The organism is Vibrio sp. 10N.222.55.C7, assembly GCF_041473335.1.
GTDB lineage: Bacteria > Pseudomonadota > Gammaproteobacteria > Enterobacterales > Vibrionaceae > Vibrio > Vibrio crassostreae_C.
In genome coordinates, this window is the sequence record NZ_JBFRSC010000003.1 from 85,205 (window position 1) to 108,393 (window position 23,189).

Below are 23,189 nucleotides of genomic sequence, written 5' to 3' on the forward strand. Positions count from 1 at the left end.
GCCGTGCTTGGTTAATCAATCGAGCGAAGCCTAAGCCGAGATTGAGCGTTGGTAAATCTTCGGCGTAAGGCCAGACACACGCTTAAACGCACGAGAAAAATGCGAGATGTTGGTGTAACCGAGTTGGCTAGAAATGTAGGTCAGTGTGTGGCCTTCTTCCATCAGTTCACAGGCGACAGAAAACATCAGGTTCTCTTTGACCTTTCGGTAGGTGGTATTTTCGTTTTTAAGCTTACGTTGAAACGTTCTCACTGAAAAATTAAGCAGCTCTGCGGCCTCTTCAAGTGAGAGGTCTTGCTCTTTCATGTAGGGCTTGAGTAACTCGTAGACGCTATCAGTAAAGCTAGTGTGCCATTCAATAAGCGCAGGTTTTGCGCTTAGATCTTTAGAAGATAAGCGTATTGGTTGTTGCAAAATCTCATTTGGAATAAGTACGGCAGTGGACGGTTGGTCGATGAACAGTTGGCAGTTGCTTGGAAGGATCGTTTTGATTACATCGATGTCGTGACCTTGCAAGCGCACTTTATTGGGCTGCCAAGGTGATTGAGTCAAAATTGACATCAATTCAACGATATACGTTACAGCAAAGGCTTCACCCCATTGGAACATTGGTGATGAATCTTCTGGTGCAGTTCGGCAAAACCAGCTTTGACCATGCTCTTGAATGAACTCAACTTTACTCCCCGGAGAGTCGTAGGAAAAAATCTTATCGATATGTTTGAGCGAATCTCCAATAGTTTCAAACTCGGTAAATTGATGCAAGACATGTGGGATTATTCGACGTCTAAATGCGAGACCAAGGACATCGGTAAACCGAGAGACACCCAGTTGAGATGAGGTCAAATAAATCAAACGCTTAATCGATTCTGATGGTACGAAATCGCTTTCTGATTCGATGAGATCGGGCGGCAAACCAGAATCTTTGAGCAAAAGGTGAAGGTCGAGACCATAGTCAGAAAAAACCTGAACCAGAATTTTGGCGTAGTTCGTTTGAATTACCGGGACTTGGTAGTGACTAGAGCTCATTAGAATACAATCCTGTATATATTGTCGCATTATTAGACGTGCATATCATTTGCAACGTTTTGTTTACTAAATCTAACCCTATTTACTTGAGTTTTCCATTACCGGGTTTATTTTTAAAGTATTAATTTTGTTGATGTTAGTTATCTAGAAGGGAGTCCCATGTCAGAAGTCAACGGGAATACGCAAGAAGCCAAGGAAGAAGTTGGCCAGCAAGAAAATGGAAAAGACAAAGTAAGAAAGGTCACCAACTACTTACTGTTGTTCGTGGCGTTCATGTTGATCTTCAGTATTATTTCAGACCGCATCATTCCTATTACTGATAATGCTCGTGTAAAAGGTTATATCGTTCCAATCAAGCCTGAGGTGTCGGGTAAAGTACTCGATATTCTTGTTCAACCTAACCAACTCGTTAATCAGGGCGACAAGTTAGCCATTTTAGACGAGTCTGATTACCAAATAGCCGTCCAACAAGCCGAGCAAAATTTAGAGATTGCAGGCCAAAATGTTGGTGCGCAAACCGCGAGCATTGCTTCAGCCCAAGCGAAACTCACTTCAGCGATTGTTGAAAGACAAAACACCAAACTGCAAGCTAAGCGTGTTTTAGAGATGGCCGATAAAGGTGTCGTTTCTAAATCAGATGCAGATAAAGCGCGAGCAGCATTAGCAACGTCTCGTGCAGCGGTTGTGAATGCAGAAGCTGACCTTGACCGTGCTAAGAAACAAATGGGTAAAGAAGGCGAAGAAAATAGCCAAGTGAAAGCGGCGTTGCTGGCACTTGAACAAGCTCAATTGAATCTAGAACGCACCGTGATTACTGCACCGACACAAGGTGGTGTCTCTAACTTTAGCCTGTCTGAAGGTTTCTATGCATCAGCAGGGCAAGCAATCATGACCTTTGTTTCAACCGAAGATATTTGGATTGAAGCTTATTATCGAGAGAACAGCCTAGGTAATGTAACGGTCGGTGATGAAGTTGAAGTGGCGTTAGATTTCGCACCGGGCAAAGTGGTAAAAGGGCGCGTAAGTAGTATCGATTGGGGTGTTGATTGGGGGCAAAATGACCAAGCAGGTAAGCTTGCTCAAGCTAGCCAACAAACGGGTTGGTTGCGCCAAACACAGATGCTTCCCATAACCATTGAATTTGATAATGAAGAAGTGACAGGCATGCTCCGAGTGGGTGGCCAAGCGGATGTGATTGTTTATAGCGGCGATAACTTTGTATTCAACGCGATAGGCAAATTGTGGATTCGATTTATAAGCGTATTGTCTTATGTCCGATAAGCCCATTCTCGACCAACAAACAGAGCAACGGATCCTGCGTTACACGGTCGGGGTTACGTTGGCTGTATTTTTGGCGGCGTGGATAAACTGGCCGCTTGCGTTTGTGGCGCCAGTGTTCACAGCTAAGTTCTTAATTGATAAACCAAATTTCCATAAAGAAACGGTCTACGAATTGCTCTTGGCCGTTGTGGTGACAATGGGGTTAGGTTTATTACTGTCGCGAGGAATTACCCATTATCCAATCCCATTGCTGATTTTAGTGGGGTTAATGATGCTGTGGGGTTACTACTTGTTTGTCGACCCTAAATGGAACTTGTTCGCGACGATTCTGTTGATCGCAGTGCTCATGTTGCCGTTCATGGCCATTTCTAATCCGGGTGTTTCCGTATTATTAGCGTCGGGCTTGGCAACATCAGGTGTGGTTTCGGTGACGATTTTTGCACTCGTACATTTCTTTTTTCCGGAACCTAAATCTGAATTCTCAGGGTTCGCCGCTGCTCCCCTAGAAAAGAAACAGCGTTGGTATGCGGCCTTTAGGGCGATGATTATCTCTTATCCAGTAGTTTGTTTTTTCTTTATTTTTCAAATATCTGAAGCTTTACTGACAATGATGTTCATTGCGTTGTTATCGTTGATGATTACGTCAGAGAAGTCGATAAAGTTGAGCGCTTTTCTGGTGATAAGTAACGGTATCGGAGGATTGCTGGCGATTGCTGCTTTTTCAATTCTTTCCATAGTACCCAACATTGTCTTCTATTCTTTGTTTATAGGACTTATTGCCATTCTTATGGCTACCAAGATCTACACGGTTCCCGAAAAAGCACCTATTTTCGCCACTGCATTTAGTACGTTGCTCGTACTTGTTGGTAGCACATTGATGAGCTCCGGTGACATCGATAGCAACACCCTTATACGCATATTCCAATTAGTGTTAATTGGCATATATATGATTTTGGCTTCTCTATTCCTAGAAACACGGAATTGGAAGTTCCTACAAAATCAGCCTTAATTTTGTTTAACAAGGACGTCTCATGAAGTTAACCGATGATTTTTCAAAACAGGCGATAGACGCTGCCATCAAGATCGCAGCGATTGCCATGCTCGTGTATTGGTGTTTTTCGATTTTGCGCCCATTCATTCTTTTGGTGATATGGGGGGCGATCATTGCGACTGCGTTGTATCCAGTGGCGGTCGCAATTTCAAATAAAACCGGGATGTCGAAAGGTAAAGCCAGTGCATTGCTGAGCTTTATTGGTGTGATTCTTCTATTTATTCCTTTGGCGGCGCTTTCTTCTGGTATCTACACCAGCGCGACTGACCTGATGACAGGGCTTCAAGATGGCACATTGTCATTGCCTAAACCGAAAGAGTCCTTACAAGATATTCCATTCATAGGTGAGAAGGTTTATTCAACCTTGGTTGCCGCCTCCAACAATATTGAAGGCACTTTCATAAAGTATGCGGATGAACTTAAACAGTTTGCGACGAAAGCGGCTTCTGTTCTTGGCTCGTTAGGTGGCGGCTTTATTCAGTTCATCATCTCTACCATCATTGCGGGTGCATTCATGAGTAATGCCGATAAATGCAAAACCGGCGTGACTCACTTAGTGGCGCGTTTAACGGGCGGTAAAGGTGAAGAGTTGGTAGAGCTCTCTAAATCGACCGTGCGAAGCGTTGTGCAAGGAGTGATTGGTGTGGCTGTGATTCAATCCATGATGTCGGCAATCGGTTTGGTGATTGCAGGCGTTCCAGCAGCTGCGTTTTGGGCGCTAGCTGTGCTGCTCATTGCGATAATCCAACTTCCACCGATTCTCGCTCTATTACCGGCGATCATCTACATGTTCAGCGTTGAATCGACACTGGCGGCGAGCTTGTTCTTAGTGTGGTGTATTTTGGTGAGCGGCAGTGACGCTATCTTAAAGCCAGTATTGCTGAGCCGTGGCTCTCACATTCCAATGTTGGTAATTCTATTGGGTGCACTGGGCGGAATGGCGATGTCAGGCATCGTCGGTCTGTTTGTCGGTGCTGTGATACTGAGTTTAAGCTATGAGCTGATGATGGCGTGGCTTGGACTTGAAGAGAAAAACCAACAAGAAACTGAGAAAAAACCTGCAGAGGTCGAGGGAAAATAGATGAAGCCAGTCTCTAAAGACGACAACTTCTACTTCTTATTCTATGCACTGTTGGTGTTGTTTCTTGGTTGCGCGGTGATGCAGCAGTTTTATCCGCAAGGCCAGAAAACAATCCTATTTCTTATCATTATTACGTTGGCGAGTTCAATTGCCGGTATTCATAAAGAGCGAGCCTTGTATCGCTCTTGGTATGGGCTGTTATTGATTACGGCGCTCGTGTCTGGCGTGTTTTCATTTTTGGAAGGCTATAACCTGTCGATAGTGACGCTATCGGCGTTGGCTGTGTTCTTGTTTTCACACATTTACTCGGCGTTGAAGCAGGTGATGAAAGCCAAAACGGTGACACCCAATCACATCATCGGCTCCATCTGTATTTACTTGTTGCTAGGGTTTGCTTGGTCGACCATCTACTTGTTAATTTTAGAGATATTTCCTAATGCCTTTAACGGGTTAGAAGAGCAAGTCTGGCTGACGAACTTGTTTAATGCGATGTACTTTAGCTTTATCACCTTGACTACGGTTGGTTACGGCGACATATCACCAGCTCTGCCTATTGCTCAATTCTTTGTGTTTATGGAATCCATTATCGGCAGCTTTTACTTAGCTATCATGGTGGCGAGTTTGGTGAGCATTCGACTTGCACAGTCTCAGTCCCAATAGAGCATTTACAAATAATAGAGCACATACAAACAAGCCCGGCAATCGCCGGGCTTGTTCTATTTTATGAGCTCAAAAGTCTCTTTAAGTTTGAACTCTGTGTGGGCGATGAACCTTAAGCTTCAGTGCCTTGAATCTTCTCTAATTCAGCGATAGTTGTTTGCGATACAAGCTGACCATCCATGTAATAGGTAACGTTTTGACCGTCTTTGATGCCCGTTAGAGTCGCTGTTTCACCAGATGTATAGACGATGTCCATTTGAATCGTGTTTTCGTCGATCTTAATCATCTCACCCGTTTCAATGGTGCGATTGTTAGAAATTGGGCCGACAGGGGCTTCTTTCAGGCTTGGGTCCAGATCATCGTTCACTTTGAAGTGCGTGTCTGTTTTTGTATCAAATACGTGTGGTGAACCGCTGATAGGGTTTTTACCTGTCCAGAATTCAAGTGAGTTGAATACCACATAGTCTGCTGCGGTAGTAATACCGTATACAGGCGCTAATAAGAAGTTTACACCTGCACGGGCATAGCGGTTATCGACAACTTCAACGTTAAATTTCATCACTTTCCCTGTTACGGCGTTGCTGCCGATACAACCAGTTAGCGCAGAAGCCAAAACCGTTAGTCCTACAATTTTAAGTGCAATCTTTTTCATTTTAGTACCTGTATAAGTTAGAAGTCTGTTTCGTTGGAACAGGTGTAGTATGGTTTTTATTCGATGGTCAGTTTTACCATTTAGCGCCACTGACGATATAAAATGCACTCGGACTTTTGGCATCAAGCTAGGTATAAAACTGGGCACAAAAAAAGCGCGACCTAATAGGGCGCGCTTTGGGGTATTTAGATAAGTCGTAATGAAAACAACGACTCCCATATAGAATTACTTCATCACGTAGGTATAAGCCGATACGACAAGCCAGCGGAAAAATCGAAATAAAAGGGTAGTGGCTTTAAAGGCAAACTTGGCAATGGATACCATTGCTTCTGAACCAATGCTCACGCACTTATGCAAATCGGATTCTTTGTATTCTGAATAGGTCATCTGTTTTCTCATTTCTCGCGCTGGTCTTTCATATGTAAGTAACGACTCCTGTCTGGCGATATCCCCTGAGCGCGTAATGTACGAACTTTCGCCGATAGAGATTTACCATTTTATGCCAAGTGGGTTAATAACTAGCCAAAAGAGAAAGGGCTGAGAGAATTTAACGGCATAGCGAGGTGTAACTGATCAAGTTACCGAAAAAACGAGGGTAATAATGGTATGATCGCGGGCTCAGCACCATAAGTGATAAAGAATAGGAAACAGAATGACTCACCTTACCGAACAGCAAGAAGCTGCAATGGCGACGTTTAAAGAAAACTTACACCTTCCAAATGGTGGTTTTCATAAACTGATTATCGAGCTAAGTAAGGAGTATCAGCTGCCTTTCCAAAAGGTGCGTGCGGTTTTAAAGAAAGCTCAAAAAGATGTTGAACGACAAATACGAGAAGACTTTACCAGCGTTGATGACACAGTACTGAGCCAAGCGAATTGGGTAAACATCATTAAGTCGAAGCTTGTTGACTTAGCGGAAGAAAACCAAACGGTCATGGATAAGCTGCAACAAAACCTGAAGTATCAAAAAGTGTTGTCGGCAACCGAGGGTTCAATCGCAAGCGAAGACGAACGTGACGAGTTGATTGAAGAGTTGATTCAAGCTTATGAGAAAGAGGTGTTCAAACCGTTACTGGCGATGTTGCATACAACGAAGCTGTATTGGAAGTTAATGCTGGTGGATGAGACATGTAAGATGAATGAGGAGAATCGTGAGAAGTTCAGTGATTACCCTCAACACATGCAAGCTGCAGAACACTTATATACTCTTGATCAGAAGTTAAGGTCGATGCCGTTAACTTATTAGTCCATGAATGCACTGATAATGACTCAATGGTGATTTAGAGTTTGATATAAGTTGGTTTCAATAGAAGTACGATAACCTAGCTAGCGTTAGCCGCGTGTGAAATGCAAAAAGGGCTAGGTTTCAGATCTGTTTTACTTCTACTCTATTTTGTTCTGCTAGAGCGAATTGAGGGTGACATCTTTTACATCTTTGGGACTAGATGGTGTTTCTTTTGTAGCCTTTGGGAAATGCTATAGGAGTGTGAAATGTCCTAGGGTGTTTCCGTTGCCTGAAACGATAGTTCCGATGCTTTCTCGTTCATTAAATTCAAAGTCGATGAGATAGCTGTGATGTTGTAGCTTGGGCAATATGTGGCGGTGGAGTATATCGCTATTGAGCTGTCGAATCTCGGTGACCCATGAAATCTCTTCTTTGTGTAAATCTATTTTAATCTTGAGCATTTATTACCTTTTAGTTTATTGACTGTTTTTTCGCGTGATAGTTGGTACCAATGGGTTTGTCGTGTTGTTCTGCGTGACATAACTGTGCCTTGTGTTTATTACATTTGTATTTAAGTGCTCGATCTATTCTGACTTCGCTGACAAAAGAGCAAATGACGATAGATCGGTAGTAGGATCGAATTTAAAAGCTATTGAATGACTATCTGGGTGAAAGCTGACGCAGAGATGGTGTAACGAGGGAATCGAGAACTGTCTATGTGGAACTTGGACTTACTTTAGCATTAACAGCTCTATAGATTAGAGCCAGGTGGCGAACTATACGCCTAGTTTTCAAAATTACAACCCTATTTTCAATTAAATTCAAAAATATTTTTGGGTGATTTACCATCGGTTACTGAAGGTTAAATGAGCGAAGGTCAGGGATTTGACCATGATATCTGACTGAGTCTTGGCTTTTCAGCTGTTCGTATTCGTTGTCATTAGTGGGTTTAATTGATCAGCTAATTTGGTGATGATTAAGTCTCTGTTGTATATGATCTTTACATTGTAAATTACAATCCATGATTTTGGGGTTCAGCGTTGTAATTACAGGGTTTTTGGGTGCTTTCCCCATCTGTTTTTTTCTTCAGGTTGATGAGTATTTTCCTCTTCGCGTCTTTTTGATATTTCTGATTCCTAATACCTCTCCTGACTACGCAAAATATGAATACTCACTTTTACGTTTCTGAATAATAAAGTTGTTGTATCGCCAATTTAGTGCAAATATAATTGATAATAGTTCTCACTTGCGTTACAAGTTTGTTGTCAATCCAATGACAGACTTTAAATTATCGTTATTTAGCAGTTGTGTACGCCCCATGCTCGTCTATGAGTAATGTGACTTTCATTGTCATGAGTGGTGGTTTGTATCAATGGCAAAGGAAGAAACATGAAGAAAACAATCAATTCAGTTCGCCAGTTATTGAGCGGGCTTGCCATCGTTCTAGCATCATCATTCATGATGACCGCGCATGCGGAAACCGTCACCATTGAGCATGTGAAAGGCACAGCGCAGTTTACTGAAGTACCACAGCGAGTGGTGGTTCTAGGCCACGGTAGCTTAGACGTGCTCGATAAAATTGGTGTACAGCCAGTTGGCGCGCCTCATAGCTTGCTGCCTGATTACCTAGCTTCGTACAAAGATACGACGGTAAATACAGGCTCTTTAAGCGAACCTGATTTTGAAGCTATCTACATGTTGAAGCCTGACATCATCATCGCGGAAAACCGCATGCTTAAGGTTTACGACAAACTGGCACAAATTGCTCCTACTGTCATGTTTTCTATTGAAGGCGACAAGTACTGGGCTGATGCTCAGCAAAACTGGCGTGTGCTAGGCGACATCTTTGGTAAGCAAGCTGAAGTCGAAGCGATCATTAAAGAGACTCAAGCTTCTATCACAGCGGTAAACGACAAAGTAGCGTCTGACGAAACTTCAGCAATGATGCTAATGAACAACGGTAACAACATTGCGATGTTCAACAAAGGCAGCCGTTTCTCAATCATCTTTGATGACTTTGGTTTCGTGGAATCAAAGAGTGCAACCGTGGCTCCGATTAAAGGAACACACGGCAACCTAATCTCTTTTGAATACATAGCTGATGCAAAACCTGAAGTGCTTTACGTGCTTGACCGCGAAAAAGCGATTGGTAAATCAGAAGGACGCGCACAACAACTGTTTGATAACCCACTGGTTGCGGCAACACCTGCAGCGCAGCACGGCAATATCGTTTACCTTGATTCAAGTGCTTGGTATTTGGCTGGTGGCGGTGTGACAGCGATTCATAGAATGCTTAGTGACATTGAACGTACGATTCAATAGTTACTAACCATCAGATTTTCGGGCTTATAAGAGTGTTCTTATAAGCCCTTTTTCACTTTTTTATACGGGCTACCCGAGACCTATCTTTAGTATTATTCCTATGTTGAAACCCATTGCAGCTGCTGTATTTCTTGTTGTGTTATGCGTTGCGTCATTGATGATTGGAGTCGCTGAAATCAGTTTTAGTGACTTCTTCAATGGCAACCAACACGCCAATTCTATTTATATTGTTAGTCGGATTCCTCGACTACTCGCGATCGTGCTTGCCGGAGCAGGATTGAGTGTTTCTGGCTTGATCATGCAGCAAATCGTACAGAACAAGTTTGCCGCGCCTTCGACGATGGGCACAATTGACTGTGCGATGTTGGGTTACATTGTCGGCATTCTAGTGCTAGGCAATGCTGCGCAATGGAGCTACTTAGGCTTTATCTTCGCGTTTGCAGTGTTTGGCACCATGCTATTGGTTCGCTTCCTACAACACCTCAAGTTTAAGAACGCGGTATTGGTGCCTTTGATTGGCATTATGTATGGCAACGTTGTTTCGTCTCTAACAACCTTTATTGCTTATAAGTACGACTTAGTACAAACCATGTCGGCATGGACTATGGCGAACTTTGCGAGCGTGTTGCAGGGCAGCTATGAAATCCTTTATCTCGCGGTGCCTGCTTGTGTATTGGCTTACTATTTCGCGAGCCAGTTCAGTGCGGCGAGCATCGGTGAGAGCTTCGCGAAAAACATCGGTTTGAATTATCAGAAGATCGTCTTCATTGGTGTTGCGTTAGTGGCTATCAGTGCCTCCTCTGTGGTGATGATCGTTGGTGTTATCCCATTCCTTGGCCTTATCGTGCCGAATATCGTGTCGCTGATAATGGGCGATAACATGAAGAAGATTCTGCCTTGGACTGCCTACTGGGGGGTGATCTTAGTGTTGGCTTGTGACCTGCTAGCTCGAATCGTCATCTTCCCTTATGAGATTCCAATCTCGATGGTAATCAGCATCTTTGGTGGCATGATTTTTATTTACCTAATCATGAGAGACAAGTCGAATGCGTGATTCAGTAAAAATTGCGATTCTGGCTATCGCGTCTTTGGGTATGACAGCGCTATTCATCGGGCAGGGGCTGACGTGGGATAACTACGAGTTCTTCTTGTCTCTGCGCCTACCAAAATTGCTGTCGATTGTGTTGGCGGCGGTAGCGATCTCGGCGTCGTCATTGGTTTTCCAAACCATTACTAATAACCGAATTCTAACCCCCTCCATCTTGGGCTTTGACAGCTTGTATATGCTGGTACAAACGGTACTTCTGTTTGTGTTTGGCAGTGCTAGCTTCTGGGTGATTGACTCGATCGCAAACTTTTCGATGTCTGTGACTGTGATGATCTTGTTCTCGTTTGCTCTGTTCCATTTCTACTTTAAGAGCAAGCGAAACAACGTATTCACACTGCTGTTGATAGGCATCGTATGTGGCAGCGTATTCTCGAGTTTGTCTAACTTCTTGGCGATGTTGATTGACCCCAATGAATTTGCGGTGCTGCAGAATGTGATGTTCGCAAGTTTCAATAACGTGAAAGGCGAGTTGGTTTACCTCAGCCTTATTCCTTTGGGTTTGAGCTTGCTTGGCCTTTGGTTGTTGGCGCCTAAGCTTGATGTACTTTGGCTTGGTGTCGATAACGCGACAAGCCTGGGTGTGAACACCAAGCGATTGACTCAGATTACCTTGGTGATTGTGTCAGTGATGGTCGCGGTGTCTACGGCTCTGGTTGGCCCTGTGCTGTTCTTTGGCTTGATCACCGTAAGCTTAGCTCGCCAGATATTCCGATCTTATCAGCATCGTGTGCTTATCATCGCAAGCAGCTTACTAGCGATCGTGCTATTGGTTTCTGGCCAATGGTTTATCGAAAAAGTGATGGCGTTTGAAACCACTGTGAGTGTGATTATTAACTTGGTCGGCGGTTTGTATTTTATGTTCTTGTTGTTACGCACCAGAATTCAGTAAAGGTAGTAAGTAGTGATTAAATTAACAGGTTTAAGTAAGAAGTATGGCAAGTCACTCGTGGTTGATGATGCCAGTGCTATGTTCCCGAAAGGCGAAGTGACTTCTATCATTGGCCCAAATGGTGCGGGTAAAAGTACACTGCTTTCAATGGCGAGCCGCTTAACAGACAGCGACGCGGGTGAAGTGGTCATTGGCGATAAGTTACTGGCTGAGTGGGATACCAAAGAGCTAGCGAAGCACCTTGCCGTGTTAAGACAATCAAATAACATCAACATGCGATTTACGATTCGTGAATTGGTCTGTTTTGGTCGTTTCCCACACTCTCAAGGTCGCTTGAAAGACGAAGATCATAAGATCGTCGATACAGCACTAGAACACCTTGGCATTACTGACATCCAAAACAAATACCTTGATGAGTTGAGTGGCGGTCAGCGTCAAATGGCGTTTATCGCGATGGTTGTGGCGCAAGATACGGATTATGTGTTCTTAGATGAGCCTCTGAACAATCTTGATATTAAACACTCGGTCGAAATTATGCAGACGTTGCGTCGTTTAGCGCATGAGTTCAATAAAGCGGTCGTTATCGTGATTCATGACATCAACTTCGCTTCTTGTTACTCAGATAACATTGTTGCGATGAAGAAAGGCAAAGTGGTTAAGTCGGGTAAGGTTTCGGAAGTGGTTGAAAAATCAGTGATGGAGTCTATCTACGAGATCCCATTTGAGATTCGTGAGTTCGATGGTGTTCGAATCTGTATGTATTATTCTGGTCGTTAGATTACTGAATAACTCGGTTGTTTTGCTTTCTAGCCGTTGAACGAAAAGAGCTCCCATATGAGGAGCTCTTTTTGTTTTCGGATAGTATCTGTGTTGTTAGTGAAATGTTGCAATGCAAAGGTAATTCCCCTTGTATAATAATAACTTAACTGACGTAATATTGACTGGTCGTACTTCTAATAACGCCAGTTTGAAGTCACTCACAGATCTACTCTTCATTTTTGAAAATCAATTGTTTTTTTTCTACTTAACCTCTGGAAACCGTTCTACACTAGGGTTATAACTGTTTGATTTGTATACGAGGTATCAATGAGTCGGAAACCTATAGTGTTAGTCGTGGATGACACCCCAAGTAACTTGGATGTGTTAACGGCAATACTCAAAGATACTTATCAAGTGAAAGTAGCGATTAACGGCACAATTGGTATCAAAATTGCGAAGATGGTGCCGCAGCCAGACCTTATCCTCCTTGATATCATGATGCCTGACATCGATGGTTACGAGGTGTGCCGCCAACTTAAAGCTCAGCCGAATACGGCTCACATTCCTATCATTTTCGTGACCGCCACAATTGGTCCAGAAGCCGAAGTAAAAGGGCTCTCCTTGGGGGCTGTCGATTACCTAACCAAGCCGATAACCCCTGCAATTGCACTCCAGCGTGTGAAAACGCATATCGCACTTTATGACCAACAACGCGCGTTGTTTAGTCAGGTAAAAGAGAAAACTCAAGAGATCAATCTCGGTAAGCTAGAAACACTGAACATACTGGGTAGAGCTGCTGAATTTAAAGACAATGAAACAGGCATGCACGTTAAGCGTATGAGTCACTACTGTGAAGTGCTAGCTAAAGCCTTGGGAATGACTGACGAAGATGCCGAGACGTTGCGTGATGCAGCACCAATGCATGATATTGGCAAGATCGGTATTCCTGATAGCGTATTACTCAAGCCGGGTAAATTGGACGCCGACGAGTGGACAATTATGCAAAAGCATGTCGAATATGGTGTTGATATACTTGGTAGGCAGAGTGATTCCAAACTGATGCGTATGGCTATTCAGGTGGCGCAATATCATCACGAAAAATGGGATGGCAGTGGTTATCCAAACCAGATAGCTGGTGAAGGTATCCCATTGGTTGGAAGAATTGCGGCTGTTGCTGATGTGTTTGATGCCCTGACCGCAGAGCGCCCTTATAAAAAAGCTTGGAGTATTGATGAGGCGCTGAACTTGTTTGAAGAACAGAAAGGCAAACATTTTGATCCAACTATCGTTGATGTGTTTTTTCTGAAGTTACCTGAGATTCTAGCAATTAAAGAGAAATTTAGAGATGAGTGATGGCTTGATGTTGTCGCTAAATCGTTTGGTTGTTTTTCTGGTCATTACACTTGTGGTGTGGTCGCTGCTAATGCGATCTACGAATGCTGCTGAGGTAACAGATACTGAGTTAAATCAGTGGTTGGGAAACCAACCAACGGTAACTTTTGTTGTCTTGGCCAACCATTATCCTTACTCATTCATCGATGATGATGGGCAGGTTTCTGGGATCATCAAAGATTGGACATTAGATCTTGAACAGCGTTTTGGTGTTCATGTTCGGTTTGTCACAGTTAACTCGCGTGTCGAGGCTAAAGCCGCGTTAGTCGACGGGCGAGGCGATGTATTTCCATTCCAACAGTTCGGCCCAAGTGAAGGTGGCCGTTTTCTTGCGAGTGCTCCCTATATTCCTTATCAGGTCGCAGTGATTGTTCCCATCGACAACAAACTCGATGGAAACCTAGATCAAAATAATAAACGCCGTATTGCGATGGTTAACGAAAATATCGATTTGGAGCGAGCCGGTGTCAAATTGAGTTCTATTGAGCGAGTGAATTTTGATAACGTTATTGATGCAGTACGTGCGTTAGGGGCCGGGGATGTCGAAGGCATGGTCGGTGAACCTATCACCACTATGGATCTTGCGAAAAAGATTGGCGTTCATGATTTAGCGGTAAATTATGTTCTGGAGCATTGGAAAAGGTTTGAAGCATCAATGGTGATTCGAACCGATGAACCAGAACTGCTGACGCTAATCAACAAACAGATTGAAACCTTCGACGTTGATAACAAGAACCAGATTTTATCGAAGTGGCTAGACAGTTCCCCCTATCGAGTGCCGCTAAAAGGCGTGTTTGGCTTTGGTAACCCTCCGTATATTTACCCAGACAGCACCGCAGTCGGGCTACAGTACGACATTCTTCAGCGTGCACTGAATGACATGGGATATAAACTAGGTGACGTTGTCACACTTCCACCTAGCGCCGCTAAAAAAGCCATCGATAACAATAATTCTATAGCCTTTTTTTCTGGTGTTCAGTTTGATGATCCTAATGCGCACTTTTTAAGTGATAACGTTTTTAATGTTGAGTTTGTTCCTGTTTCACTAACTCGCCGCAAACTCCAACTTCAATCCCCAAAAGACCTATCATTAGGGGCGTTATTGTTCGACGAAACATCCACAATTAAAAACTCTGTTGAAGTTCTGAAGAGTAAGTTAGACATTGATCGTATTGAAGATTACGAAGATCTTGAATCAGCATTCTCGCAGTTGAGGGCTCAAAATGTTGACCTGCTAATGGTTGAACGAAGAGTGCTAGAGTGGTTTATCACCAACACTCGTTTTATTGAAATGGCAGAGCTAACGCTACATGACGAGTATAAAGTTGAGTATCCGATCTATGTGGACTTTAAGAGTGAAGAAATCAGAGATAGCTTCAATGCCGCAATTAAAAGGCTTAAACAGGAGGATGACGGCTTAAACCAAATTATCGAGATGCAGGTTCAGAGTGATTTAAGCCTAGTCCTTAAAAAAGCGAATATTATCGCGCAAATATCTGCGTATTTTATCGTCAACGACCGCTTTGAAGAGTTGACGGAAGTGTTTGAAATTTTCGACACGGACAGTTCTTTTCAGGTGATCACCGCACAAGCGGATAACAATAGTCGCCCGATCAAATCTTGGTACATAGGCAACCTAGTTGATCAATATGGAGAGAAGAAAAATACCTCTCACTTTTCATCAGTCACCAAGGTGGCGAATTATAGGACCAAGGGAGGGAGTATCAACTCTGGTTCGATGACTTTCTACTTTGATGTTAATTCGTTAGAGCGGAACTATGTTTATTTTCCATCTGTCGAACAATTTAGTTCATTCGGAGATGCGGCGAAACGCTATATTGCGGATGTTTATCAAGCGAGTAACTTGACTGGAGAGATCCTAAATCTAAGCCAAAAAGAGAGGGCGTGGATTAAAGATAATCCGGATGTACGTATAGGTATCGATCCGAATTCGTTACCTTATGAAGCGGTATCCAATACCGGTGAATACATCGGGATGATTGATGATTATCTAACGCTGATTGAACAAAAAACAGGGCTAAGTATTCAGCATGTTGACGTGGCGAATTGGTCTGAGACCCGAAGCTTGGTTGATCATCATGAAGTGGAACTGGTCTCAGCAGCTCAAGAGAATCGTTCGTTAGGAGATAACGTCAAAGCAGCTAAAAGCTTGTTTTCAAGTCGTTTGGCCATTGCATCGAGAAGAGACGTTAGTAGCTTGGTACTTGAAGAAGCTGATGGTTGGAAAATCGGTATATTGAAGAATGCGGCAAATACTAACGCGATTTTATATAAGTACCCGAACGTTGAGTGGGTAGAGGTAGAATCCACGGCCGATGGGCTCAACCGATTGGATGATAAAACCTTAGACGGCATGGTCGACACTGTTGATGTCCTCAATTACCTCATTGATTCATTTGGTCATCGAGGGGTTGGTATCATCGGCCGGTTAGACTTCTTCCTGTCGCCAACTCTGCATGTCATCAAATCTGAACCTTTGCTGTTGTCTATTGTGAACAAAGCGATAGGCAGTATCTCGGCTGAAGAACACCAGAAGATCTCAGCAAAGTGGGCGGCGCCCAAAGCGATAGAAAGAGTTGATTATCAATTGGTTTACACTATTTCGGTTTTTTCTCTGGTGATCCTTCTTCTTATTATTTTCTGGAATCGTAAATTAGCGAAGCAGATCAGTATTGCTAAGGAAGCGACCGAAGCTCTGGAAAAGGCGCAGAACCAACTCTACAACATGCTAAATAGCTCTCCAATTGCAGCTAGTGTGGTATTTGAAGAAGAGGTTCGTTACGCGAACGATACGGCAAAACGTTTGTTTGGCGTGGAAGATCAGGCGTTGTCTTCTATCGACGTTGCCGCTATCCATGACTCGCTGAGCGTTCGTGATGGCGTGCATGAAGAGCTCGACCTTAACGGTAAAGTTGAAAATAGGGAGTTAGTACTCAGAAAGTCTGATGGAACCCGATTTGTTGCTTTGGTCAGTTACTATCTTTTTGAGATTGATGGTGAAGTCGCCACACTATTTTGGGCATTCGATATTTCAGAAATGAAGCGCCTTAACGAACAATTGGAAGAAGAGAAACAGAGAGCCGATTTGGCGAGCCAAGCTAAATCGGAATTCTTAGCCAATATGAGCCATGAGATAAGAACCCCAATGAACGCCATTATTGGCTTGTCTTATCTGGCGATTGGCGAAATATCTAATCCTGTCGCTCGAAATTACATTGAGAAAGTGCACCGTTCTGGCCATTCGTTACTCGGTATCATCAATGACATCCTTGATTTCTCAAAGATAGAAGCTGGACAACTTGTTATTGATAACGTCCCGTTTGATCCCGTAACGACCTTTAAAGATGTGATTGAACTAATGGAGTCGAAAGCAGCTGAGAAACAACTCAATTTGTCGATGGTCATCGACCCAGAGTTAGACACGCCACTGCAAGGCGATCCCTTGAGGTTGTTCCAAGTCATACTCAACCTTGTGGGCAACGCGATTAAGTTTACGGAACAAGGCAGCGTAGCATTAACGGTGGAGCATGTTGACTCGAACGACAGCAGCCTAACCATGAGAGTGAGTGTGATGGATACCGGGATAGGCATTTTGGATGAGAACCGTCACAAGCTGTTTGAAGCCTTTAGCCAAGCGGATACCACAACGACACGTCGGTTTGGCGGTACAGGGCTTGGGCTCAACATTAGCCAGAAATTAGTTCATGCGATGGGCAGTCAAATTACGGTAGAGAGTGTTTACGGGCAAGGCAGTGAGTTCTCCTTTGTACTGACATTGCCACGCTCAAGCTCGGATGCGTTAGCCGACTTCAAAGCTCAAGAGTTGCAACTGGATTATCAGATAGAGTTCAAAGGGCAAAGAGTGCTATTGGTTGAAGACAATGAGCTGAACCAAGATCTCGCCTTAGCATTTTTCAGTCGCTCTAAATTAAATGCCGATCTTGCTGAAAACGGAAAGGAAGCGCTGGAGTTAGCTAAAAACAACGACTACGAAATAATCTTCATGGATCTTCAAATGCCGATTATGGACGGCTTTGAAGCTACCCGTTTGATTCGTGAATTCGATATAGATGTACCGATTATTGCAATGTCAGCCAATGTTTTTGCTGATGCGAAACAACGAGCGAGGGCGTCGGGCATCACGGACTTCTTGGATAAGCCTATTGTTATTGATAAAGCGATGTCTTTGATTACTCGATACATTGTTCCTGAGGTCTTAGTTGAAGGTCGAGCGCCATCAGACACGTCTTCAGATACGATACTGGCCAGTGATTCTGATAATAGTTCGGAATTGCACTCCGATCCCCAAATTGAGCCGCCTGTTTTCTCTCAGTCGAGGTTTGAGCAACTGACTTATCATGATGTGAAGCTGCAAGCCAAAATGCTTGATAGGTTCTGCCAAGGATCGCCAGACATTATGTCGGATGCTTTTGATAACTTAGTACAAGGCGACTGGGAGACGTTAGAGCGTAATCTACATACCTTAAAAAGCATGGCAGCTTCGATTGGTGGATTGCGATTGGCAGAGTTACTCAGTGATTTAGAAAGCAAAGCGCATAACAAGGCGTGTGATGAAGCAGATCTTAAGCAAGGCGAACTTGGGTTAATCGAACTGATTAAAGCAGTTGAGATCAGCTTTGATGTGTCTGGTGTTGGGGGATTCAATACGACAAGTACTGAAGAAGCCGATGCGAGTCTTGCTGATACCTCTGATTCACCGAGCATCACGTCAGAACAGCATGCTCAGTTGCTATCACTGCTGGATGCTTATGATAACGATGCAACTCAATATGTGACTGAGTTACTGGCACAGTATCCACATTCTGTTGTTCTCAAAGATGTTCGAAGTGCGTTAGATAATTATGACTTTGAACGAGCAAAAGAGGGGCTTGGCGCTTCTGAGTAGTTGTCTTTTATAAATATCACTTCAACATTAAAGCCTTTAGCTCTTATAGCGAAATAACTAGCTAGCTAAAGGCTTTAAATCTATCTATACCGAACTAACGACTCACGTTCTGTTTGATTAGCTCAACAACCGTATCGTATCGGTGCGGCAGTTTTCGGTTTCGTTTTTGAACCAGATACAGCGTTTCCTCTACTTCTACCTTTGGCGGCACAACGTGTAGCTTGTCTCTATCTGGGAAGTGTTCAACCGCGCCAGCCGGTAACACGGTAAAACCTAATCCTTTTGATACGGGTAGCAAGATCTGGTGAAGCTGATTGATGTAGCCAGATCTTGGTATCTCATTAACGTTGATGTTCGCTAAGTCTTTATCTCCGCAAAGGTCGAAATACAAAGACAGATAATGTGCAGAATCTGGGTGGGCAATCAGGCCAATGTCATTCAATACTTGCGGCGTTATCTCTAAATCAGCAAGGCTGTGGTGAACAATAAGACACAGTGCTTCTTTGCCGATGACTTGGCTTTGGTAGTAGCTGTCGTTCGGGGAATGCCTAACAATGCCGATATCGGTAGTGCCTTCGCTTAGGTCATTCAATATCTTTTTGTTTGGAGCGGCTTCTAAGTTAATGCTGAGCTCTTGGTGTTGCTGTTGAAGTTCAAGAAGCTTGGGATACAGACGCAAAGAGAGTGAGCCAGAGCAAGACAAGTGACATTGCCCAGCATAAGGGTTATCAAAACTCAGAGACTCAAAAAGATCTTCTTGGTCTTTCTCTAGTTTGATCGCATAGCGATACATAATCCGACCCTGTTCGGTCAGTTCGAAGCTCTTGTTTTCTCGAGATAGCAGGTCACAATTACAAGCTTGTTCAAGCTTCTTGATGTGTTGGCTGACTCCAGGTTGTGTCATATACAACTTTTCTGCCGTTTGGGTGAAATGGCCAACTTCAACCAGAGTCTTAAACGTATTGAGCCAAAGTGGATTAATCATACTCACCTTCAAATACTAAAGCCTATAAATAACAAAGCCAATAAATAACAGAAAATTATTATTATCTTAAGTAATGATAATTTCAACTCTAGCGTCTTAAGTAACGCTAATCAAAGTCATGTGGTGGTAGCACTTTATATTGGTCTATTGGTCGCTTTGTAGAGTTGCTATGAGTAACAAAGTGTTGCGACTTTGTTGAATTTTTGGTCTATTGACCAACTGTGCTCATATTTAGGAACGAAGATGAATAGAAATGTTTGGCTGCTTTCACTGTGTCAGGCCTTGTTGATGACGGGTAACATATTACTGATCTCTGTGATTGGTTTGATCGGTAAGCAGATTGCACCCAGTGTCAGCATGATCACCTTGCCGGTTGCACTGCAGTTTTTGGGTTTAATGGCAGCCACTATTCCAGCATCTTTAATTTCAGGCAAGTTAGGGAGAAAGCGAGGATTTAGCATTGGTAATGTGGTTGGCATTACAGGAGCTAGTCTTGCCACCTACGCACTGTCTCAACAACATTTCTATTTGTTTTGTTTCGCTACGTTCTTACTTGGGATAGGCATAGGTTTTGGCACGCTTTATCGTTTTGCTGCAATCGAGGTGTGTGATGAAAATGCCCGTCACCGAGCGATCTCTATCTCGATGGCTGGTGGCGTTTTAGCCGCGGTATTAGGACCAAATTTGGCGATTATGTCGCAACAGTGGTCGCAAGATGGCTTGTACATTGGTGCTTTTGCTTCTTTGATTGGATTGAACATTCTTGCGTTACTCATCTTACAAACTATTCAGTTTCCAAAAGTCTCTTTTAATAGTCAGGCACCTAAATCCGATCCTCTCAGTGTGATAGTAAAAGCGCCTAACTTTATTGGCGCAGTGTTTGCTGCCATGGTCGCTTATGCGGTGATGAATATCCTGATGACAGCAACGCCATTGGCAATGATTGGTTGTGGCTTTGACTTTACCAAAGCAGCGGGCGTCATTGAGTGGCACGTATTGGGGATGTTTGTTCCTGCATTCTTTACTGGTTCACTTATCGAGAAGTTTGGCTCAAGAATGATGATCTTGGCAGGCGGGGTTCTGTTCGTCGTCTGTATCGCGATTAACATTCATGGCGAATCTATCTGGCACTTCAGAGCGGCTCTAGTTGTGCTTGGTGTCGGTTGGAACTTTATGTTTATCGCGGCAACAGGTTTGTTTAGTCAGTCCTACCAATCGCAGAATAAAGCTAAGGCACAAGCGTTTAATGAATTTATTGTCTTTGGCTGTGTGACGATTACAGCGATGCTCTCTGGCTGGCTAGAATCGACAGCAGGGTGGCAGAACCTCAATATCTACGTATTACCATTCGTGTTAGCTGTTATCTTGCTGTTCGCATTCAGTGCTCGTAAATCGCGTATTCAAAAGCAGCCTGTGTAATGGCTCATCGAATGGTGGTTCAGTAAATTTGTTACTGTGATTAAAACCCTAGTATCTCGAACTGCGACCAATAAAAAGCCCTACCAAATCGGTAGGGCCTTTGCTTACGGCTTAAATAATAACGTTTTCTTAAAACTGCTGTCGTGGCTTATATCCTGTGACAACAGTACTTAAGCTTGTGTTGTAAATACGCATGACAGAGCCAGCGATGATTTACAGGTCGACCAAAATTGTCTTAGTGGTAATCCCACCTTGGTCATCGATTATCTTCAGTGTCACCTCGTGCTTTCCGTATGAAGGGAAGATTGACGTGAATGTGCGACCTCGTTTCACCTTTCCGTTTGGAAGTGTCCACTCGGTATCAACAATACGACCATCGCTGTCTGAACTTGTAGACCACATGGTTACCCAGCGGCCCAAGTGAATGTACTTCGCGCTCGCTTCTGGAAGGGCGTTTGGAGATTCAACACTCACTACGGAGCTAAATGAAGCGGTAGCGCCTTTGTCGTCGACAACAGTCAAGTTCACCGTGTATTCGCCCGCTTGCTCGTAAGACCAAGTTGGTGCCACTTCGTTACTTGTTGTGCCGTTCCCAAAGTCCCATAGGTAACGGGCGATCTCACCGTCTTGGTCTGAGCTGAAGTTGTTTGCAGAAACAGTCAGACCAGTCACATTAAGCTCGAAGTTCGCAGTAGGAACGATGTTGTGTTGGCTTACTTTAGATAAGCGAACCACACCGTATTCGTTGTTATCACTCTGATTCACAATATCGACCGCTAAACCAAACTCCGTCAGGATGCGTCCTGAATCTGGTGCTTGAGGCGATGTGTAATCTTGGTCATCCGAGAAGCTAGCATTGCCAACCAAACTGGTATCTTCGAGTACATCGTTGTCGCTGTTTACAAGACGCATTGGAGTATGATCTTTGAGTGAAAACGCTGCGTCTCGAACTTGGTAGCGTGTTTGAGCCGCTTCACCAGAGTTTGCCCACACCATGGCATTTTGGTCTGCATCGACCACGCCTAACCAACCTTCACCAGGGTGTTTACCTACCCAGTTGTCGGTTAGTGATTCGTCGACGTACCAAATGATCAAGCCAGGGTCGAATGACATCAGTTGTCCCATGCGTTTGATGTTCGCTAGGCCTTCATCAACATCCATGTGGCTGCGCCATTGCAATAGATAGTAGTGCTGCGCTTGATGGAATCCATTACTCAGCTTGTAACCATTAAGGGCGAAGGTGGAGTTGCTTTCACCATCGTCTATTGAGGTCACTTCACCATCGACAACAACAGCAAGGTTATCTAAATAGAAGCCTTCCATTGCTAAGCCGCCATCGGTGATGTATTCAAAAGACAGTTCCACTTCTTGGCCTGCCCATTGTGAAACGTCGAACTCAGCGTCGACCCATCCGCCAGATTCGCCGCCAATAGCAGGAACGAGGTCCGTGTTGTATGGATCGTCCATTGAGGTAATGTTTCCTGCAATGGCTTGTCCGTTGATTAGCACGCGCGCAAAGTCGTAGTCTTTTTCAATCTCATACCAAGTTTTGAAAGACAACAGTGCAGAATCACCCGCTGGGATCATCAACTTGCGAGTCATACTGTTTTTCAGATCATCGCCTTTTTGAGAGTGGAATGAATACTCGCCCTCAAAGGGTTTCAGACTTTCAATCTGCTTTTCAGGAAGATCCACTTTGATCATGTTAGGACGACTGTTATCCGTTGTTTGGAACAGCGTATACACTTGTGGATTGTCTTCTAGGTCATCAATCGAGAGCTGATCATCGTTAACCCAACGTCCGCCAATCGATTTCTGTAGGAAGTGTTTTGCCCAAGAGCTGAATGCCGTTGGTTGTGTACCACCAATTTGACCAGCCCAACTGCCCGAAGACATGATTGACCAGTCATAGACAGGATCTTAAGAGCTAACTTGTTTATTTAGATAGAAAAAAGGCTTCATTTATGATCAGATAATCGTCGCCAAACAAACTACCTACATCAATAGTGAAGCCGATGACGATTATCTCCTTACAGAAGCAATTTAAGCAATTCTTTAATGCTGACACCCTCCAAAAAATGGCGAAAAGTACAGGCCTGATGAAACGGTGTCGGGCGATATTACCCGAGCAGCTAGTCATTAGCTTAGTGGCCGCGTTAAGCAAAGGAAACTGCACTTCCATTGCGGATTTACTGCGACAATTCAATGGGATGTGCTTGAGCCCTGAAGGTGCCGTGGCATACAAGCCTTACCATAACCAGTTGAGGAAAAATGAGTTTCCTAATTTCATGCGGCAACTTGTTATGCGAGCAATAGCTCAATTTGCTCGCCAGCAGAATGTCGGTCTACCAAATAAGCTCGACACCTTTGATGATGTACTGCTTCAAGATGGCAGCTCTTTCCACATCCATC

The 23,189-nt window shown here is 43.8% G+C and carries 17 protein-coding genes and 2 pseudogenes; 13 read left to right on the plus strand and 6 right to left on the minus strand.

Annotated features, from left to right (window positions below; genetic code table 11):
- Window positions 1-30: 30 nt before the first annotated feature.
- Window positions 31-1,026: a helix-turn-helix domain-containing protein gene (locus AB4482_RS00670; protein ID WP_372180386.1), complete on the minus strand. Its 996-nt coding sequence runs from the start codon at window positions 1,024-1,026 to the stop codon at window positions 31-33.
- 159 nt (window positions 1,027-1,185) lie between these two features.
- On the opposite strand from AB4482_RS00670, the gene AB4482_RS00675 reads away from it, so the two are divergent.
- Genes AB4482_RS00675 through AB4482_RS00690 form a run of 4 tightly spaced genes read left to right on the plus strand, consistent with a single transcriptional unit; the run spans window position 1,186 to window position 5,099 of the window.
- Window positions 1,186-2,307 carry an HlyD family secretion protein gene (locus tag AB4482_RS00675; RefSeq protein ID WP_372180387.1) on the plus strand — a complete coding sequence of 374 codons (1,122 nt, stop codon included), beginning with the start codon at window positions 1,186-1,188 and terminating at the stop codon, window positions 2,305-2,307.
- Window positions 2,297-3,316 carry a DUF2955 domain-containing protein gene (locus tag AB4482_RS00680; protein WP_372180389.1) on the plus strand — a complete coding sequence of 340 codons (1,020 nt, stop codon included), beginning with the start codon at window positions 2,297-2,299 and terminating at the stop codon, window positions 3,314-3,316. Before AB4482_RS00675 ends, AB4482_RS00680 begins: the two co-directional genes overlap by 11 nt.
- Before the next feature lie 22 nt (window positions 3,317-3,338).
- Window positions 3,339-4,439, plus strand: coding sequence for an AI-2E family transporter (locus AB4482_RS00685; RefSeq protein WP_017068458.1), 1,101 nt, complete (start codon window positions 3,339-3,341; stop codon window positions 4,437-4,439).
- Complete coding sequence (locus AB4482_RS00690; RefSeq protein ID WP_017061900.1) at window positions 4,440-5,099, plus strand: potassium channel family protein; 660 nt, start codon at window positions 4,440-4,442, stop codon at window positions 5,097-5,099.
- A 112-nt stretch (window positions 5,100-5,211) separates the two neighbouring features.
- Here AB4482_RS00690 and AB4482_RS00695 read toward each other — a convergent pair whose 3' ends face one another.
- Together AB4482_RS00695 and AB4482_RS00700 are read right to left on the minus strand one after the other, a co-directional pair.
- Window positions 5,212-5,751, minus strand: coding sequence for a DUF3332 domain-containing protein (locus tag AB4482_RS00695; protein WP_059020739.1), 540 nt, complete (start codon window positions 5,749-5,751; stop codon window positions 5,212-5,214).
- Between the two features lie 225 nt (window positions 5,752-5,976).
- The gene (locus AB4482_RS00700; protein ID WP_170962358.1) at window positions 5,977-6,138 is read right to left on the minus strand and encodes a hypothetical protein; all 162 of its coding nucleotides are present in this window, start codon (window positions 6,136-6,138) and stop codon (window positions 5,977-5,979) included.
- 265 nt (window positions 6,139-6,403) lie between these two features.
- Between AB4482_RS00700 and AB4482_RS00705 the strand changes: the two genes are divergently transcribed.
- A complete protein-coding gene (locus tag AB4482_RS00705) occupies window positions 6,404-6,997 on the plus strand; it encodes a hypothetical protein (RefSeq protein ID WP_017061898.1) in 594 nt (197 codons plus the stop codon).
- 230 nt (window positions 6,998-7,227) lie between these two features.
- On the opposite strand, the gene AB4482_RS00710 is transcribed toward AB4482_RS00705, so the two are convergent.
- The gene (locus tag AB4482_RS00710) at window positions 7,228-7,437 is read right to left on the minus strand and encodes a hypothetical protein (protein ID WP_004731601.1); all 210 of its coding nucleotides are present in this window, start codon (window positions 7,435-7,437) and stop codon (window positions 7,228-7,230) included.
- 928 nt (window positions 7,438-8,365) lie between these two features.
- Here AB4482_RS00710 and AB4482_RS00715 point away from each other — a divergent pair.
- The 6 genes from AB4482_RS00715 (at window position 8,366) to AB4482_RS00740 (ending at window position 18,373) form a co-directional block, all read left to right on the plus strand.
- The gene (locus AB4482_RS00715) at window positions 8,366-9,298 is read left to right on the plus strand and encodes a siderophore ABC transporter substrate-binding protein (RefSeq protein WP_372056878.1); all 933 of its coding nucleotides are present in this window, start codon (window positions 8,366-8,368) and stop codon (window positions 9,296-9,298) included.
- Between the two features lie 100 nt (window positions 9,299-9,398).
- Window positions 9,399-10,352, plus strand: coding sequence for an ABC transporter permease (locus tag AB4482_RS00720; RefSeq protein ID WP_372056876.1), 954 nt, complete (start codon window positions 9,399-9,401; stop codon window positions 10,350-10,352).
- A complete protein-coding gene (locus tag AB4482_RS00725) occupies window positions 10,345-11,295 on the plus strand; it encodes an iron chelate uptake ABC transporter family permease subunit (RefSeq protein WP_136978264.1) in 951 nt (316 codons plus the stop codon). Before AB4482_RS00720 ends, AB4482_RS00725 begins: the two co-directional genes overlap by 8 nt.
- A 12-nt stretch (window positions 11,296-11,307) precedes the next feature.
- On the plus strand, window positions 11,308-12,072 hold the full coding sequence (locus AB4482_RS00730) for an ABC transporter ATP-binding protein (protein ID WP_017061894.1): 765 nt from the start codon (window positions 11,308-11,310) through the stop codon (window positions 12,070-12,072).
- 309 nt (window positions 12,073-12,381) lie between these two features.
- Window positions 12,382-13,407, plus strand: coding sequence for an HD-GYP domain-containing protein (locus tag AB4482_RS00735; protein ID WP_029235511.1), 1,026 nt, complete (start codon window positions 12,382-12,384; stop codon window positions 13,405-13,407).
- Window positions 13,408-13,477: 70 nt separating this feature from the next.
- Complete coding sequence (locus AB4482_RS00740; protein ID WP_372180390.1) at window positions 13,478-18,373, plus strand: ATP-binding protein; 4,896 nt, start codon at window positions 13,478-13,480, stop codon at window positions 18,371-18,373.
- Between the two features lie 94 nt (window positions 18,374-18,467).
- On the opposite strand, the gene AB4482_RS00745 is transcribed toward AB4482_RS00740, so the two are convergent.
- The gene (locus tag AB4482_RS00745) at window positions 18,468-19,358 is read right to left on the minus strand and encodes a LysR family transcriptional regulator (RefSeq protein ID WP_017061891.1); all 891 of its coding nucleotides are present in this window, start codon (window positions 19,356-19,358) and stop codon (window positions 18,468-18,470) included.
- A gap of 243 nt (window positions 19,359-19,601) precedes the next feature.
- Between AB4482_RS00745 and AB4482_RS00750 the strand changes: the two genes are divergently transcribed.
- Window positions 19,602-20,777 carry an MFS transporter gene (locus AB4482_RS00750; RefSeq protein ID WP_017061890.1) on the plus strand — a complete coding sequence of 392 codons (1,176 nt, stop codon included), beginning with the start codon at window positions 19,602-19,604 and terminating at the stop codon, window positions 20,775-20,777.
- Between the two features lie 213 nt (window positions 20,778-20,990).
- Here the strand turns inward: AB4482_RS00750 and AB4482_RS00755 are convergent.
- Window positions 20,991-22,697 (minus strand): annotated as a pseudogene (locus tag AB4482_RS00755) (PKD domain-containing protein); the annotation flags it as partial.
- A 95-nt stretch (window positions 22,698-22,792) separates the two neighbouring features.
- On the opposite strand from AB4482_RS00755, the pseudogene AB4482_RS00760 reads away from it, so the two are divergent.
- Window positions 22,793-23,189: pseudogene (locus AB4482_RS00760) on the plus strand (IS4 family transposase); the annotation flags it as partial.